General features: G+C 37.5%; 16 protein-coding genes and 1 other annotated feature. All 16 genes read left to right on the top strand.

Features of this window, described 5'->3' with window-relative positions; translation table 11 throughout:
• The first annotated feature begins 133 nt into the window (after window positions 1-133).
• The 16 genes from secE (at window position 134) to rplC (ending at window position 18,300) form a co-directional block, all read left to right on the top strand.
• Window positions 134-316 carry a preprotein translocase subunit SecE gene (gene secE, locus J2S19_RS20255; protein ID WP_307345699.1) on the top strand — a complete coding sequence of 61 codons (183 nt, stop codon included), beginning with the start codon at window positions 134-136 and terminating at the stop codon, window positions 314-316.
• Window positions 317-556: 240 nt separating this feature from the next.
• Window positions 557-1,090 carry a transcription termination/antitermination protein NusG gene (gene nusG, locus J2S19_RS20250; protein WP_307345697.1) on the top strand — a complete coding sequence of 178 codons (534 nt, stop codon included), beginning with the start codon at window positions 557-559 and terminating at the stop codon, window positions 1,088-1,090.
• 235 nt (window positions 1,091-1,325) lie between these two features.
• Window positions 1,326-1,751 (top strand): 50S ribosomal protein L11, encoded by a 426-nt coding sequence (gene rplK / locus J2S19_RS20245; RefSeq protein ID WP_026561207.1) that lies wholly within the window; start codon window positions 1,326-1,328, stop codon window positions 1,749-1,751.
• 110 nt (window positions 1,752-1,861) lie between these two features.
• The gene (gene rplA, locus J2S19_RS20240; protein WP_307345695.1) at window positions 1,862-2,563 is read left to right on the top strand and encodes a 50S ribosomal protein L1; all 702 of its coding nucleotides are present in this window, start codon (window positions 1,862-1,864) and stop codon (window positions 2,561-2,563) included.
• A gap of 50 nt (window positions 2,564-2,613) precedes the next feature.
• Window positions 2,614-2,758: a sequence feature (ribosomal protein L10 leader region), on the top strand.
• A gap of 52 nt (window positions 2,759-2,810) precedes the next feature.
• Window positions 2,811-3,311, top strand: coding sequence for a 50S ribosomal protein L10 (gene rplJ, locus J2S19_RS20235; protein ID WP_307345748.1), 501 nt, complete (start codon window positions 2,811-2,813; stop codon window positions 3,309-3,311).
• Between the two features lie 64 nt (window positions 3,312-3,375).
• Complete coding sequence (gene rplL / locus J2S19_RS20230; protein WP_307345693.1) at window positions 3,376-3,735, top strand: 50S ribosomal protein L7/L12; 360 nt, start codon at window positions 3,376-3,378, stop codon at window positions 3,733-3,735.
• A 117-nt stretch (window positions 3,736-3,852) separates the two neighbouring features.
• Entirely contained in the window at window positions 3,853-4,452 is a 600-nt protein-coding gene (locus J2S19_RS20225; protein WP_307345691.1) for a class I SAM-dependent methyltransferase, read from the top strand.
• A 356-nt stretch (window positions 4,453-4,808) separates the two neighbouring features.
• On the top strand, window positions 4,809-8,381 hold the full coding sequence (gene rpoB, locus J2S19_RS20220; protein ID WP_307345689.1) for a DNA-directed RNA polymerase subunit beta: 3,573 nt from the start codon (window positions 4,809-4,811) through the stop codon (window positions 8,379-8,381).
• Between the two features lie 125 nt (window positions 8,382-8,506).
• A complete protein-coding gene (rpoC, locus tag J2S19_RS20215; protein ID WP_307345687.1) occupies window positions 8,507-12,106 on the top strand; it encodes a DNA-directed RNA polymerase subunit beta' in 3,600 nt (1,199 codons plus the stop codon).
• 126 nt (window positions 12,107-12,232) lie between these two features.
• Window positions 12,233-12,481 (top strand): 50S ribosomal protein L7ae-like protein, encoded by a 249-nt coding sequence (locus J2S19_RS20210; protein WP_307345685.1) that lies wholly within the window; start codon window positions 12,233-12,235, stop codon window positions 12,479-12,481.
• A 104-nt stretch (window positions 12,482-12,585) separates the two neighbouring features.
• Complete coding sequence (rpsL, locus tag J2S19_RS20205; protein ID WP_307345683.1) at window positions 12,586-13,008, top strand: 30S ribosomal protein S12; 423 nt, start codon at window positions 12,586-12,588, stop codon at window positions 13,006-13,008.
• Window positions 13,009-13,047: 39 nt separating this feature from the next.
• Window positions 13,048-13,518, top strand: coding sequence for a 30S ribosomal protein S7 (gene rpsG / locus J2S19_RS20200; protein ID WP_307345680.1), 471 nt, complete (start codon window positions 13,048-13,050; stop codon window positions 13,516-13,518).
• A gap of 54 nt (window positions 13,519-13,572) precedes the next feature.
• A complete protein-coding gene (fusA, locus tag J2S19_RS20195; protein WP_307345677.1) occupies window positions 13,573-15,651 on the top strand; it encodes an elongation factor G in 2,079 nt (692 codons plus the stop codon).
• Between the two features lie 116 nt (window positions 15,652-15,767).
• Complete coding sequence (gene tuf, locus J2S19_RS20190; protein WP_307345673.1) at window positions 15,768-16,955, top strand: elongation factor Tu; 1,188 nt, start codon at window positions 15,768-15,770, stop codon at window positions 16,953-16,955.
• 363 nt (window positions 16,956-17,318) lie between these two features.
• Window positions 17,319-17,627 (top strand): 30S ribosomal protein S10, encoded by a 309-nt coding sequence (gene rpsJ, locus J2S19_RS20185; RefSeq protein ID WP_066330427.1) that lies wholly within the window; start codon window positions 17,319-17,321, stop codon window positions 17,625-17,627.
• Between the two features lie 43 nt (window positions 17,628-17,670).
• Window positions 17,671-18,300, top strand: a complete 630-nt coding sequence (rplC, locus tag J2S19_RS20180) for a 50S ribosomal protein L3 (protein WP_307345669.1) — start codon at window positions 17,671-17,673, stop codon at window positions 18,298-18,300.
• Window positions 18,301-18,312: the final 12 nt, after the last annotated feature.

The raw sequence follows: 18,312 nt of genomic DNA, 5'->3' as shown, positions 1-18,312 counted from the left end.
ATTATTATTTTCTTATTAACAGATTTTCCGTTGAAGTACATTCATATTTATATATGTTTGATAGTCATCAATTATCACTATAATTATGAATTGGAATTGCAAAGTTTCCCTATTATTCCTGGAGGTAACATTCATGCAACGTTTAGTGAATTTCTTTCGAGATGTATCTCGTGAAATGAAAAAAGTTAGTTGGCCTAAAGGTAAAGAACTAACGAAATATACAATTACAGTTATTTCGACTGTAGCATTTGTCACTGTTTTTTTTGCGGTAATTGATTTAGGAATTTCCTCTTTAATTCGTTTAATTCTTGAATAAATAATGGTAAAACATGCTATAATAGAGATAATAATATTTTTCTGTAAAACCCGTTAAACGGGTTTTTTCATTGTTTTTAAAACTTCTATATAGATAGTTGCTTGCATGAATAATAGGATTAACATTTGCTTCAACTAAGAAGAAAATGTTAACTAAACGAAAATAAATTGGGTTTGTTGCTGTTATAGAGAACTTTTAACAATTTAATATGGGGAGGGAAGGACAAGTTGTCCTAATGATATGGAAAAGAATTGGTATGTAGTGCACACATATTCTGGTTATGAGAATAAAGTGAAGGCGAATCTTGAAAAAAGAGTAGAGTCTATGGGAATGGAAGATAAAATATTCCGAGTTGTAGTTCCCGAAGAAGAGGAAACCGATTATAAAGATGGTAAGAAGAAAGTAGTCAAAAAGAAAGTTTTTCCTGGATATGTGTTAGTTGAAATTGTCATGACGGATGACTCTTGGTATGTAGTTCGTAATACTCCTGGTGTAACAGGGTTTGTTGGTTCAGCGGGACATGGCTCTAAGCCTACACCATTGTTACCAGATGAAGTGAGCTTTATTTTAAAACGTATGGGAATGGATGAACGACGTGTTGAGGTTGATTTTGAATTGAACGAAACTGTAAAAGTAATAGAAGGTCCATTCGCTAACTTTACAGGGTCAATCGAAGAGATTGATGAAGATAAGAGTAAATTAAAAGTATTGGTTAATATGTTTGGAAGAGAAACACCTGTAGAGCTAGACTTTGACCAAGTTACTAAATTGTAATCAAAAAAACTTGAAATCAATTGTTAAAAGTGGTAATATTTCATAGGTCAGTATGTCTTGAGAAATCGAGATATAAATATATGTTAATACTGATCAGAAATTTAACTATTTCTGTATCGATAAGGATATTCTACTGAATATCTGAATATGACCATTTGTATTACAAATGGCTTAGATGAGTGGGAGGGTTTATAAAACCCAATTACCACATCACGGACTTAAGGAGGTGTGTCTCGTGGCTAAAAAAGTAATTAAAATTGTAAAATTACAAATTCCTGCAGCGAAAGCTAATCCAGCACCACCAGTTGGTCCTGCATTAGGTCAAGCTGGTGTTAATATTATGGGATTCTGTAAAGAGTTTAACGCTCGTACAGCTGATCAAGCTGGCTTAATCATTCCGGTTGAAATCACAGTATTCGAGGATCGTTCATTCACTTTTATTACTAAAACTCCGCCTGCTGCAGTACTTCTTAAAAAAGCAGCTGGGATTGAGTCTGGTTCTGGTGAACCAAACCGTAATAAAGTAGCAACAGTTAAACGTGACAAGGTACGTGAAATCGCTGAAACAAAAATGCCTGATTTAAACGCAGCAAGCGTTGAATCTGCAATGCGCATGGTTGAAGGTACTGCACGTAGTATGGGTATTGTTATTGAAGACTAATGAATTGTTAGTCTAGAATGTTTTGGGGTTGCGAGTTTGCTTAACAACAAGTTCGCAACCTTTATTCGTGGGAGGTTATTCCGCTAAAACCACTAAGGAGGAAAAATAAAATGGCTAAAAAAGGTAAAAAGTTAGTAGAAGCTGCTAAACTTGTAGACCGTTCTAAATTTTATTCTGTACAAGAAGCAATCGAGCTTGTGAAAAAAACTAGCACAGTGAAATTTGATGCAACAGTAGAAGTAGCTTTCCGTTTGGGAGTTGACCCTAAGAAAGCTGACCAACAAATCCGTGGTGCAGTTGTATTACCGAACGGTACTGGTAAAACACAACGTGTATTAGTATTTGCTAAAGGTGATAAAGCTAAAGAAGCTGAAGCTGCAGGTGCTGATTATGTAGGAGATTCTGATTATATCAACAAAATCCAACAAGGTTGGTTCGAATTTGATGTAATCGTAGCTACACCTGATATGATGGGTGAAGTTGGTAAACTTGGACGTGTTTTAGGACCTAAAGGTTTAATGCCAAACCCTAAAACTGGTACTGTTACATTTGATGTAACAAAAGCTGTAAACGAGATCAAAGCTGGTAAAGTTGAGTATCGTTTAGATAAAGCTGGTATTATCCATGTTCCTATTGGAAAGGTATCATTTGATGATAATAAACTAGCTGAAAACTTCACAACAGTTTATGATACGTTATTAAAAGCGAAACCTGCTGCAGCTAAAGGTACTTATATGAAGAGTATTAATGCTACTTCAACAATGGGACCTGGTGTGAAGGTTGACGCTTCAACTTTTGTTGCTGTAAAATAATAACTATTGACTTCGAATAGAAGTTTATATATAATAATCAATGTTGTTTAACAAATTAAATCGCTATACCGTAGACAGTAGGTGCTCTATAAGCTTAATTTCCTACCGAGGTGTATTTACGAATAAAGCATAATGCTTATTGTTGTATATACTAACCTCCATGTCTAACTACCATGGAGGTTTTCTCGTGCAGCTATCGCCGAACGGTATTAGTGTCACACATGAAACTACAGGAGGTGTAACAATAATGAGCGCAATTATCGAACAAAAGAAACAAATCGTTGATGATATTGCAGCGAAATTCCGTGAAAGTAAATCAACGATTGTTGTAGATTATCGTGGATTAACTGTTGGTGAAGTAACTGAACTTCGTAAACAACTACGTGATGCGGGAATCGAATTCAAAGTATATAAAAATACGATGACTCGACGTGCTGTTGAACAAGTTGAATTAACAGGTCTTAATGACGCGTTAACAGGTCCAAATGCAATTGCATTCAGTAATGATGATGTTGTAGCTCCAGCTAAAATTCTAAATGACTTCGCTAAACAACACGAAGCACTTGAAATTAAAGCAGGAGTAATCGAAGGTAATGTTGCTAGTGTTGAAGAAGTTAAGGCTCTTGCTGAACTTCCATCACGCGAAGGTTTACTTTCAATGTTGCTTAGTGTTCTTCAAGCTCCAATTCGCAACCTTGCACTTGCTACTAAAGCAGTTGCAGACCAAAAAGAAGAGCAAGGCGCATAATCTAGTACTGATACTAATCTAATGCACTTCAAATTATAAAAGGAAAAACAAGGAGGAAATAATAATGACTCAAGAACAAATCATTGAAGCAGTTAAAAATATGACTGTTTTAGAATTAAACGACTTAGTTAAAGCAATCGAAGAAGAGTTTGGTGTAACTGCTGCAGCTCCTGTAGCTGTTGCTGCTGCTGGTGGAGAAGCTGCTGCAGAGAAAACTGAATTTGACGTAGTACTTGCAAGTGCTGGCGGACAAAAAATTAAAGTTATCAAAGTTGTACGTGAAGCAACTGGCCTTGGCTTAAAAGAAGCTAAAGAATTAGTAGATAACGCTCCTAAAGCTCTTAAAGAAGGCGTTTCTAAAGAAGAAGCTGAAGAATTAAAAGCTAAACTTGAAGAAGTAGGCGCTTCTGTAGAAGTTAAGTAATATATGTTTTGTAATGAAGCTCGCTTAATAGCGGGCTTTTTACGTATATACATAATTATTGTGAATAAAAAAATCAAAATTGTATATCCTAAACTCCTGAATGAGGAGGAAAGCTAAGTGACAAACCACTATTATTCTAATAAACCGACGGTACAATCTAATAGAAAGAAGTGGGAGTATAAACTGAAGGGGAAAACGTATACGTTCCAGAGCGACAATGGTGTTTTCTCAAAGAATGAAATTGATTTTGGTTCAAGACTATTAATTGAAACATTTGAAATTCCAGAAGTGGAAGGCGATATACTAGATGTTGGCTGCGGTTATGGTCCAATTGGGTTAACGATAGCAGATAACTTTAAAAGACATGTAGATATGATCGATATCAATGAACGAGCTGTAGAGTTAGCGATGGACAATGCAAAATTAAACAAAATAGAAAATGTTAATATTTTTCAAAGTGATCTACTCGATAAGGTTGATAAGAACAAGAAGTATTGTGCGATTGTCACAAATCCCCCTATACGTGCTGGAAAAGACGTAGTATTTCAAATATTCGAAGCTAGCTATAATCAGTTAAAGACTTCTGGTGAGTTATGGATTGTTATCCAAAAAAAACAAGGGGCACCCTCGGCAATAAACAAATTAGAAGAATTATTTACCTCTGTTGAAACAGTTGAAAAAAAGAAGGGCTATTTTATCATTAAATCTATCAAATAAGTCCTTGACCTAGATTAGCTGTTGTGATAACATTATAAAATGCCAATATATAATTTCCATTACTGTCTAAATTTTTAGTAATATTATGAATAAAAATTAGATTAATGGAAATAATTATAAAATCAATAGTACGATTAAAATGTGGTTTTCTAGTAAGAAACCCTTTTTATTTTTTGTTTTTTCCTTGTGGATGTACTCTGTTTACTTTATTTTTTTGCAGGTTTATTAAGTTATTTCAGATATAGATTTTAAGAGAATGATCTTATGTGAGTTCTCTTATTCGTCTGTCTAAAAAATAAGGCATACATAATGGTACATTGCAAGATCTATTACGCTTGATTTGAGGGGTGAATGAGTTGACGCATCAACTAGTTCAGTATGGACGACACCGCCAACGTAGAAGTTACGCGCGCATTAGTGAAGTGTTAGAATTACCAAATCTTATTGAAATTCAAACCTCTTCCTATCAGTGGTTTCTTGATGAGGGCTTGAGAGAAATGTTTCAAGATATTTCTCCAATTGAGGATTTCACTGGTAACCTTTCGCTGGAGTTTATTGATTATAGCTTAGGAGACCCGAAATACTCTGTTGAAGAATCTAAGGAGCGCGATGTTACTTATTCAGCACCTTTGCGTGTAAAGGTGCGTTTAATTAACAAGGAAACCGGTGAAGTGAAGGACCAAGATGTCTTTATGGGTGATTTTCCACTAATGACTGAAACAGGTACATTCGTGATTAATGGGGCAGAACGTGTAATCGTATCCCAGTTAGTCCGTTCGCCGAGTGTTTACTACAGTGCCAAGGTCGATAAAAATGGTAAAAAGGGCTTTACAGCGACTGTTATACCAAACCGCGGAGCTTGGTTAGAATACGAAACAGATGCAAAAGATGTAGTTTATGTTCGTATTGACCGAACACGTAAGTTACCAGTAACGGTACTTTTACGTGCGCTAGGGTTTGGCTCTGATCAAGAAATCATCGACTTATTGGGTGAAAATGAGTACTTACGTAATACTCTGGACAAAGATAATACGGAAAGTACTGAAAAAGCACTATTAGAAATTTATGAACGACTTCGCCCAGGTGAACCACCAACAGTTGATAACGCAAAGAGTCTATTAGATTCTCGATTCTTTGATCCTAAGCGTTATGACTTAGCGAATGTTGGACGTTATAAAATTAATAAAAAACTTCATATTAAAAATCGTCTTTTCAATCAGCGATTAGCAGAGACATTAGTTGACCCTGAAACTGGAGAAATTATCGCTGAAAAGGGTACGATGATTGATAGAAGAACGCTTGATAAAATTCTGCCAAACTTAGAAAGTGGTATTGGCTTTAAAGTAGAACAGCCATCAGGCGGAGTAATTGAAGATGAAGTAACTATTCAATCAATTAAAATCTTTGCACCTAACGATCCGGATGGTGAAAAGGTAATAAATGTACTAGGAAATGCTTATGTTGAAGAAGCGATAAAAAATATCACAATTTCTGACATATTAGCTTCTATTAGTTATTTCTTTAATTTATTACATGGTGTTGGAGATACGGATGATATCGACCATTTAGGTAATCGACGTCTACGTTCAGTTGGTGAACTATTACAAAACCAATTTAGAATTGGATTGTCAAGAATGGAACGTGTTGTTCGTGAACGGATGTCAATTCAAGACACAAACACAATAACACCACAACAACTTATCAACATTCGACCAGTTATAGCGTCTATAAAAGAGTTCTTTGGTAGCTCGCAGTTATCACAGTTCATGGACCAAACAAATCCATTAGCTGAGTTGACACATAAACGACGTCTATCAGCATTAGGACCTGGTGGATTGACACGTGAACGTGCTGGTTTCGAAGTCCGTGACGTTCACTATTCACATTATGGCCGTATGTGTCCGATTGAAACTCCTGAGGGACCGAACATCGGATTAATTAACTCTTTATCTTCTTACGCAAAAGTAAATAGATTTGGCTTTATTGAAACGCCATACCGTAGAGTTGACCCTGAAACAGGAAAAGTCACTTCGCGGATTGATTACTTAACAGCTGATGAAGAAGATAATTATGTTGTTGCCCAGGCGAATGCAAGATTAGCTGAAGATGGATCATTTATTGACACAGATATTGTCGCTCGTTTCCGTGGTGAGAATACGGTTATACATAGAGATCGTATTGATTATATGGATGTATCACCTAAGCAGGTTGTATCTGCTGCAACAGCTTGTATCCCGTTCTTAGAGAATGATGACTCAAACCGTGCTTTAATGGGAGCGAACATGCAACGTCAAGCTGTACCGCTAATGAATCCTGAATCTCCAATCGTTGGAACTGGTATGGAATATGTATCAGGAAAAGATTCTGGTGCTGCAGTCATTTGTAAGCATCCGGGAATTGTTGAACGTGTTGAGGCGAAAAATGTTTGGGTTCGTCGTTATGAAGAAGTGAATGGACAAAAAGTAAAAGGTAACTTAGATAAATATAGTTTATTGAAATTCATTCGTTCAAACCAAGGTACATGTTATAACCAACGTCCGATTGTAAGTGAGGGTGACGAGGTAGTTAAAGGTGAAATCCTTGCTGATGGACCTTCAATGGAATTAGGTGAGCTTGCGCTTGGTAGAAACGTAATGGTAGCCTTCATGACATGGGATGGCTATAACTATGAAGATGCCATTATCATGAGCGAAAGATTAGTCAAGGACGATGTCTACACATCTATTCATATAGAAGAGTATGAATCTGAATCCCGCGATACAAAATTGGGACCAGAGGAAATCACAAGAGATATTCCTAACGTCGGTGAAGATGCATTAAGAAACCTTGATGATCGTGGAATTATCCGTGTAGGTGCTGAAGTAAAAGACGGAGACCTTCTAGTTGGAAAGGTAACACCAAAAGGAGTTACTGAGTTAACTGCAGAAGAACGCTTATTACATGCTATCTTCGGAGAAAAAGCTCGTGAAGTACGTGATACATCATTACGTGTCCCTCACGGTGGAGAAGGTATCGTATTAGATGTAAAAGTATTTAATCGTGAAGATGGCGATGAATTACCTCCAGGTGTAAATCAATTAGTTCGTGTATTTATCGTTCAAAAGCGTAAAATTCACGAAGGTGATAAAATGGCTGGACGTCATGGTAATAAAGGGGTTATCTCTCGTATTCTTCCAGAGGAAGATATGCCTTATTTACCTGATGGAACTCCAGTTGATATCATGTTAAACCCTCTTGGGGTGCCATCTCGTATGAACATCGGTCAAGTACTTGAGTTGCACTTAGGTATGGCTGCTCGTAAAATGGGTATCCACGTTGCTTCACCAGTATTTGATGGAGCAACTGAGGAAGATGTATGGTCAACATTAGAAGAAGCAGGTATGGCGCGAGATGCTAAAACTGTTTTATACGATGGCCGTACAGGAGAACCATTTGATAACCGCGTATCAGTAGGTATCATGTACATGATTAAGCTCGCACATATGGTTGATGATAAGTTACATGCTCGTTCAACTGGACCTTACTCATTAGTTACGCAACAACCACTTGGTGGTAAAGCCCAATTTGGTGGACAGCGTTTTGGTGAGATGGAGGTTTGGGCACTCGAAGCTTATGGTGCTGCTTATACTCTACAAGAAATATTAACTGTTAAATCAGATGACGTTGTTGGACGTGTTAAAACGTATGAAGCAATCGTCAAGGGTGAAAATGTCCCTGAACCTGGTGTACCTGAATCATTCAAAGTATTAATTAAAGAGCTTCAAAGTTTAGGTATGGATGTAAAAATGCTCTCAAGTGATGAACAGGAAATTGAAATGAGAGATCTTGATGATGAAGATGATTCTCAACAGGCAGAAGGACTATCCATTAATGAACCAGAAGAAGTAGAAACTGAAGAGTTAGAAAAAGATACAGTAACGAAGGAATAATAAAGTAACGTTATAGCGTCTAGATTTGTGTGTCTAGGCGCTATAACTAACAACAAGTGTAATGATATACGATTATACATTTTAAATACGGGTAAAACCTGAGGATAAAAAGGGAGGTAGGCCCCTTGTTAGATGTAAATAACTTTGAATATATGAGCATCGGCTTAGCTTCACCGGATAAAATCCGTTCTTGGTCTTTTGGTGAAGTAAAAAAACCAGAAACAATTAACTATCGTACGCTAAAGCCTGAAAAAGATGGGCTCTTTTGTGAACGCATATTCGGTCCAACGAAAGATTGGGAATGTCATTGCGGTAAATATAAAAGAGTACGTTATAAAGGTGTTGTCTGTGATCGCTGTGGTGTTGAGGTAACTCGTGCTAAAGTTCGTCGTGAAAGAATGGGACATATTGAATTAGCAGCGCCTGTTTCACATATTTGGTATTTTAAAGGGATCCCTAGTCGTATGGGATTAGTACTAGATATGTCTCCAAGAGCACTTGAAGAAGTTATTTACTTTGCTTCATATGTAACAACAGACACTGGTGATACTCCTCTAGAGAAAAAACAACTATTATCTGAAAAAGAATACCGTGCATATCGTGAGAAGTACGGCAATACATTCCAAGCGTCTATGGGTGCAGAAGCTATTAAAAAGTTATTATCTGATATCGATTTAGATAAAGAGGTTGATGCATTAAAAGAGGAGCTAAAAACAGCTCAAGGTCAGCGTAGAACACGCGCGATAAAACGCTTAGAAGTGTTAGAAGCATTCCGTAACTCTGGTAATGAACCATCTTGGATGATATTAGATGTTCTTCCTGTTATCCCACCTGAATTACGCCCGATGGTTCAATTAGATGGTGGTCGCTTTGCAACTTCAGACTTAAATGATTTGTATAGACGTGTTATTAACCGTAATAATCGACTTAAGCGTTTATTAGATTTAGGTGCACCTAGTATTATTGTGCAAAATGAAAAACGTATGCTTCAAGAGGCTGTTGATGCCTTAATTGATAACGGTCGTCGTGGTCGTCCTGTTACAGGACCAGGAAATAGACCTTTAAAGTCTTTATCACACATGTTAAAGGGTAAACAAGGACGTTTCCGTCAAAACCTTTTAGGGAAACGTGTTGACTATTCAGGTCGTTCTGTAATTGTTGTAGGACCGAATCTAAAAATGTATCAATGTGGCCTTCCTAAGGAAATGGCTCTTGAGTTATTCAAGCCATTTGTTATGAAGGAGTTAGTTGAAAAAGGTTTAGCCCATAATATTAAGAGTGCGAAAAGAAAAATTGAAAGAGTACAGCCAGAAGTATGGGATGTCCTTGAGTCTGTAATTAAAGAACACCCTGTATTACTTAACCGGGCCCCTACTTTGCATAGATTAGGAATTCAAGCATTTGAGCCAACATTAGTTGAAGGTCGTGCAATTCGCTTGCATCCATTAGTATGTACTGCGTACAATGCAGACTTTGATGGTGACCAAATGGCTGTTCACGTGCCACTATCAGCTGAAGCGCAGGCTGAAGCACGTATATTAATGCTCGCTGCTCAAAATATCCTAAACCCTAAAGACGGTAAACCAGTTGTTACACCTTCACAGGATATGGTATTAGGAAACTATTACTTAACTCTTGAACGTGCCGGTGCAATCGGTGAAGGTATGGTATTTAATGATACAAATGAGGCATTAATTGCTTATCAAAACGGATATGTGCATTTACATACTCGTGTAGCAGTAAATGCAAGAGTACTAAACAAGCAATCCTTTACAGAAGAGCAAAATAAAATGCTCCTCATTACAACTGTAGGGAAGTTAATATTCAATGAAATACTTCCAGAATCATTCCCATACATGAATGAGCCAACGAAGGAAAATATCGAAGAAAAGACTCCTGAAAAATACTTTATTCCAACAACAGCTAATGTAAAAGAACACATTGCTGCTCAGGAAGAAATTGCACCTTTCAAAAAGGGTATTTTAGGGAAAATCATTGCGGAAATCTTTAAGAAGTTCCATATCACTGAAACTTCAAAAATGCTTGACCGCATGAAAAATCTAGGATTTAGATATTCAACAAAGGCAGGAATAACTGTTGGTGTATCTGACATTATCGTATTAAAAGAAAAACAAGAGATTATTACTGAAGCACAATCAAAAGTTGATAACGTTCTTAAACAGTTTAGAAGAGGTTTAATCACTGAAGATGAACGATATGAACGTGTTATTTCAATCTGGAGTGCGGCAAAAGATACGATTCAAGGTAAATTGATGGCCTCTCTTGATAAGCGCAATCCTATCTTTATGATGAGTGATTCAGGTGCCCGTGGTAACGCATCTAACTTCACACAGCTCGCGGGTATGCGTGGTCTAATGGCCAACCCGGCTGGTAGAATCATTGAGTTACCGATTAAATCTAGTTTCCGAGAAGGCTTAACGGTGTTGGAATACTTTATTTCGACACATGGTGCTCGTAAAGGACTTGCGGATACAGCTCTTAAGACTGCTGACTCAGGTTACTTAACACGTCGGTTAGTAGATGTTGCACAAGATGTTATTATTCGTGATGACGATTGTGGAACTGACAGAGGTATACGTGCAGAAGCAATTAGAGAAGGTACAGAAATAATTGAAAAACTAGATGAGCGCTTAATCGGCAGATATTGCCGTAAAGTTGTTAAACACCCTGAAACTGGTAAGATTATTGTAAATGAAAATGAATTGATTACCGAAGATATTGCAGTTGAAATTATTGAGGCTGGTATCGATGCTGTTTGGATTCGTTCTGCATTTACATGTAATACAAGACATGGCGTATGTAAAAAATGTTATGGACGTAACCTCGCTACTGGTAGTGAAGTTGAAGTTGGTGAAGCAGTTGGTATCATTGCAGCACAATCAATTGGAGAACCTGGAACTCAATTAACAATGCGTACATTCCATACTGGTGGTGTAGCCGGGGACGATATTACACAAGGTTTACCTCGTATTCAAGAACTATTTGAAGCAAGAAACCCTAAAGGTCAGGCGATTATTTCTGAGATTGATGGTGTTGTTGCTGAAATTAATGAGGTTCGAGATAAACAACAAGAAATCGTTATTCAAGGTGAAGTGGAAACACGTTCATATACAGCTCCATATAACGCAAGGTTAAAAGTTGTTGAAGGCGATAAAATTGAAAGTGGTCAAGTATTAACCGAAGGCTCAATTGATCCTAAGGAATTACTAAAAGTGAAAGACCTTCAAGCTGTTCAACAATATCTCTTACGGGAAGTACAAAAAGTATACCGTATGCAAGGGGTAGAAATTGGTGACAAACACGTAGAGGTTATGGTTAGACAAATGTTACGTAAAGTACGTGTGATGGATGCGGGAGATACTGATGTATTACCAGGAACACTATTAGATGTACATCAATTTACTGATGCAAACAAACAAGTGTTACTGGATGGTAAGCGTCCTGCAACGGGTAGACCAGTACTGCTTGGTATCACGAAGGCATCACTTGAGACTGATTCATTCTTGTCTGCAGCTTCTTTCCAAGAAACAACAAGAGTCCTAACGGATGCAGCGATAAAAGGCAAACGTGATGAATTATTAGGACTAAAAGAAAATGTAATCATTGGTAAGCTTGTTCCAGCTGTTACAGGAATGCCAAGATACCGCCAAGCTGAGCCAATTTCTAAAGTAGAACAGACAGAAGAAATTGTTTCAGTAGACTAACTAAATATCAATTTGATAGATGGATGTTGATTTTTATAGAATCTAATATTGACATCCATCTTATCAAATGATAATATATTTTAGGTGCGTAGCTCACAAACCTGTTGCTTTGGAGGATATGTAAAAATGTCTTATGAAAAAGTATCACAGGCAAATAAAATTATTGTTGGTACGAAGCAATCAGTTAAGGCTCTATTAAATGAGAAAGTCAAAGAGGTCATTGTTGCAGAAGATGCAGATACAAAAGTTATCATGAAAGTGATAAGTACTGCAGAAGAGAAACATGTCCCTTTAACGAAAGTTCCTTCTATGATAAAGCTTGGAAAGGCTTGTGGGATAGAAGTTGGAGCTGCAGCTGTAGCTATAATCCAGTAAAACTGTTTTTGCACTTTGTAAATCAATTTGCAGGAACTTTGTTTTTGCTTAAATATGAACCACCTGGATGTGTGGTATTAAAAAATGAGAGGAGGAAACTTAAAATGCCTACTATTAATCAATTAGTTCGTAAAGGACGCGTAAGTAAAATTGATAAATCAGATTCACCTGCTTTGAATAAAGGCTATAACAGCTTCAAAAAAGAGCAAACGAATGTATCATCACCTCAAAAACGTGGTGTATGTACTCGTGTAGGTACAATGACACCTAAAAAACCTAACTCAGCACTTCGTAAATATGCTCGTGTACGTTTAACAAACGGAATTGAAGTAACTGCTTATATTCCTGGTATCGGTCATAATCTACAAGAACACAGTGTTGTGTTAATCCGTGGAGGTCGTGTAAAAGACTTACCAGGGGTACGTTATCACATCGTTCGTGGTGCTCTAGATACTGCTGGAGTTGATGGACGTATGCAAGGACGTTCTAAATATGGTACAAAACGTCCAAAAGCTGCAAAAAAATAAATATAAACCTTGAAACTAGATGAAGGGAGGAAACATAACATGCCACGTAAAGGTCCTGTAACAAAAAGAGATGTATTACCAGATCCACTTTACAATTCAAAGCTTGTTACACGTTTAGTAAACAGAATTATGATCGACGGAAAAAGAGGTAAAGCACAAACTGTACTTTACAATGCGTTCGATTTAATTAAAGAGCGTTCTGGAAAAGAACCTATGGAAGTATTTGAACAAGCTCTAAAAAACATCATGCCTGTTTTAGAGGTTAAAGCACGCCGTGTTGGTGGTGCAAACTACCAAGTACCTGTAGAAGTACGTCCAGACCGTCGTACTACATTAGGTTTACGTTGGTTAGTTAACTACGCTCGTCTTCGTGGAGAAAAAACGATGGAAGAGCGTTTAGCTAATGAAATTTTAGATGCGGCAAACAATACTGGTGCTGCAGTTAAAAAGCGTGAAGATACACATAAAATGGCTGAAGCAAACAAAGCGTTTGCTCACTATCGTTGGTAATTTATATACTTTAATAAAACTAAATTTCCTAAATAGGAAGGAGAAATTTACCCAATGGCAAGAGAGTTCTCCTTAGAAAATACTCGTAATATTGGTATCATGGCTCACATTGATGCTGGTAAAACAACAACAACAGAGCGTGTACTTTATTACACTGGTCGTATTCATAAGATTGGTGAAACTCACGAAGGTGCATCACAAATGGACTGGATGGAGCAAGAACAAGAACGTGGAATTACGATCACATCTGCTGCGACAACTGCACAGTGGAAAGGACACCGCGTTAATATCATTGATACTCCAGGACACGTAGACTTCACAGTTGAAGTTGAACGTTCTTTACGTGTATTAGATGGTGCGGTAGCAGTACTTGATGCACAATCAGGTGTTGAACCACAAACTGAAACAGTATGGCGTCAAGCGACAACATATGGAGTACCACGTGTTGTATTCGTAAATAAAATGGATAAAATCGGTGCTGACTTCTTATATTCAGTAGGCACACTGCATGATCGCTTACAAGCAAATGCACATCCAATTCAATTACCAATTGGTGCTGAAGACCAATTCGAAGGCATCATTGATTTAGTTGAAATGAAAGCTACATTCTATGGTAATGATTTAGGAACTGATATCGAAGATAGAGAAATTCCTGAAGAATACCAAGACCAAGCAAATGAATACCGCGAAAAGCTTGTTGAAGCAGTAGCAGAATTAGATGAAGAATTAATGGAAAAATATCTTGGTGGTGAAGAAATCACTAACGAAGAGCTAAAAGCAGCAATTCGTAAAGGTACTGTTAATGTTGAATTCTACCCTGTAATCTGTGGATCAGCTTTCAAAAACAAAGGTGTTCAAAAAATGTTAGATGCAGTAATCGACTATTTACCATCACCATTAGATGTACCTGCAATTAAAGGTACAGTACCTGATACTGATGAAGAAGTAAGTCGTGAATCTAGCGATGATGCTCCATTCTCTGCATTGGCATTTAAAGTTATGACAGACCCATATGTAGGTAAACTTACATTCTTCCGTGTTTATTCTGGTAAGTTAAGTTCTGGGTCTTATGTCCAAAACTCAACAAAAGGTAAACGTGAACGTGTAGGACGTATTCTACAAATGCACGCAAACAGCCGTGAAGAAATCACAGAAGTACATGCTGGTGATATCGCAGCAGCTGTTGGTTTGAAAGATACAACTACTGGAGATACTCTATGCGATGATAAAAACCTTGTTATCCTAGAGTCAATGGTGTTCCCAGAACCGGTTATTGAATTATCTGTAGAACCAAAATCAAAAGCAGATCAAGATAAAATGACAACTGCTTTACAAAAACTACAAGAAGAAGATCCAACGTTCAGAGCTCATACTGACCAAGAAACTGGTCAAACAATCATTGCTGGTATGGGTGAGCTTCACTTAGATATTCTTGTTGACCGTATGAAACGTGAATTCAAGGTAGAAGCTAACGTAGGTGCACCTCAAGTAGCTTATCGTGAAACGTTCCGTCAAGGTGCTCGAGTAGAAGGTAAATTCGCTCGTCAATCTGGTGGTCGTGGACAATTCGGACATGTTTGGATTGAATTCGAACCTAACGAAGAAGGTAAAGGCTTTGAATTTGAAAACAAAATTGTCGGTGGGGTAGTTCCACGTGAATATGTTCCAGCTGTTCAAGCAGGACTTGAAGATGCAATGCAAAACGGTGTATTAGCGGGTTATCCACTAGTAGACGTTAAAGCAGCATTAGTAGATGGTTCATATCATGATGTTGACTCAAGTGAAATGGCATTTAAAGTAGCTGCTTCTTTAGCTCTTAAAAATGCAATCTCTAAATGTGCTCCTGTAATTCTTGAACCTGTTATGAAGGTTGAGGTCGTAGTACCTGAGGAATACATGGGAGATATCATGGGTCAAGTAACTGCTCGTCGTGGACGTGTAGAAGGTATGGAAGCACGCGGTAACGCTCAAGTTGTTCGTGCGATGATCCCACTTTCTGAAATGTTTGGTTATGCAACAGCATTACGTTCTAGTACTCAAGGTCGCGGAGTATTTACAATGCACTTTGACCACTACGAAGAAGTTCCTAAATCAGTATCTGAAGAAATTATTAAAAAAAATAAAGGTGAATAATTGATTTTATACCTTTGTTGAGATATAACTACTTATGTGAGAACAGAAAGTGTTTACATCACTTTCTGTTACATAAAATCTTAAAAAAATTATAAACTCTAAGGAGGATTTTTAGAATGGCTAAAGAAAAATTCGACCGTTCCAAAACGCATGCTAATATCGGTACAATTGGTCACGTTGACCATGGTAAAACTACATTAACTGCTGCTATTACAACTGTTCTTGCGAAAGCAGGCGGCGGTGAAGCAAGAGGATATGATCAAATCGACGCAGCTCCAGAAGAGCGTGAGCGTGGAATTACAATCAATACATCACACGTTGAATATGAAACAGCTACTCGTCACTATGCGCACGTAGACTGCCCAGGACATGCTGACTATGTTAAAAACATGATCACTGGTGCTGCACAAATGGACGGCGGTATCCTAGTTGTTTCTGCTGCAGATGGCCCAATGCCACAAACACGTGAGCATATCTTATTATCACGTCAAGTTGGTGTTCCTTACCTAGTAGTATTCTTAAACAAATGTGATATGGTTGATGATGAAGAGTTATTAGAACTTGTTGAAATGGAAGTTCGTGACCTTCTTTCTGAATATGAATTCCCTGGTGACGATGTACCTGTAATCAAAGGTTCAGCTCTTAAAGCACTTGAGGGTGAAGCTGAGTGGGAAGAAAAAATCATCGAACTAATGAACGCTGTTGATGAGTATATTCCAACTCCAGAACGTGATACTGACAAACCATTCATGATGCCAGTTGAGGATGTATTCTCAATCACTGGTCGTGGAACAGTTGCAACAGGACGTGTTGAGCGTGGACAAGTTAAAGTTGGTGACGTAATCGACATCATTGGTTTAACTGAAGAGCCAAAATCAACTACTGTTACTGGTGTTGAAATGTTCCGTAAACTTCTTGATTATGCTGAAGCTGGAGATAACATTGGAGCTCTTCTTCGTGGGGTTGCTCGTGAAGAAATCCAACGTGGACAAGTACTTGCTAAACCAGGTTCAATCACTCCACATACAAAATTTAAAGCGGAAGTTTATGTATTATCTAAAGAAGAAGGTGGACGTCACACTCCATTCTTCTCAAACTACCGCCCACAGTTCTACTTCCGTACAACTGACGTAACTGGTATCTGCCAATTACCTGAAGGTGTAGAAATGGTAATGCCTGGCGATAACGTTGAAATGGCTGTTGAACTAATCGCTCCTATCGCGATTGAAGAAGGTACTAAATTCTCAATCCGTGAAGGTGGACGTACAGTAGGCGCTGGCGTTGTAGCATCTATCCAAGAATAATATTTTCAAAAAAGAATGAGTATTTATATACTCATTCTTTTTTTTATCATATTTTAGGCTTACATAAATGAAACACATTTTTTCTAACAACTATTAAGGGTATTAACAAATTAAACCAAACTTGTAGAACTTGATATTATATGTATATCTATGTATAATATGAAAAGTGCCCAAGGATACAATGTTTTTATTAAAATATTCTTGCATGTAAGATATTTTTTCTGTATAATAGAGAATGTTGGTCTTTGACTGCGATGAAGCAGGAGGTTACCGATACACACGGCCGCTTTGCCATGGCATGTGTAGGAAAATTTCTGCGGAGAAAATGTCTATTTTGAAAATAGGCGAAAAGGAGGGAAAATAATGGCAAAACAAAAGATTCGTATTCGTTTGAAAGCATATGATCATAGAATTCTTGATCAATCTGCAGAGAAAATTGTTGAAACTGCAAAACGTTCAGGTGCAAACGTTTCTGGTCCAATTCCGTTACCAACTGAAAGATCAGTATACACAATCCTACGTGCGGTTCATAAATATAAAGATTCTCGTGAGCAGTTCGAAATGCGTACACATAAACGTTTAATTGATATCATCAACCCAACACCACAAACAGTTGATGCATTAATGCGTCTTGACTTACCATCAGGTGTTGATATTGAAATCAAATTATAAAACACTAAAATATAAACTGTTAAAATAATAGGAGGTGTGACTCATGACCAAAGGAATCTTAGGTAGAAAAATTGGTATGACGCAAGTATTCGCTGAAAATGGTGATTTAATCCCTGTAACTGTAATTGAAGCTACACCGAACATCGTACTTCAAAAGAAATCAGCAGATACTGATGGATATACAGCTGTACAATTAGGATTTGAAGACAAACGTGAAAAATTGTCTAATAAACCTGAAAAAGGACACGTTGCTAAAGCAAATACTGCACCTAAGCGCTTCGTTAAAGAACTTCGTGAAGCTAGCTTAGATGAGTACGAGGTTGGTCAAGAAGTCAAAGTAGATATATTTGCTGCAGGTGAAACTGTAGATGTAACAGGAATTTCAAAGGGTAAAGGTTTCCAAGGTGCTATTAAACGCCACAACCAATCTCGTGGGCCAATGTCTCACGGTTCTCGTTATCACCGTCGCCCTGGTTCAATGGGACCTGTTGCTCCTAACCGTGTATTCAAGAACAAATTATTACCTGGACGTATGGGTGGCGAACGTATAACTGTTCAAAACTTAGAAATTGTTAAAGTAGATGCAGAACGCAACCTACTATTAATCAAAGGTAATGTTCCTGGTCCTAAAAAAGCATTAATCACTGTGAAAAGCGCAGTTAAATCAAAATAATCAAATTAAGAA

It is taken from the genome of Metabacillus malikii (assembly GCF_030813355.1).
Lineage (GTDB): Bacteria > Bacillota > Bacilli > Bacillales > Bacillaceae > Metabacillus > Metabacillus malikii.
Note: the sequence above shows the minus strand (reverse complement) of the source record. Positions and strands in the feature narration are given on the sequence as shown.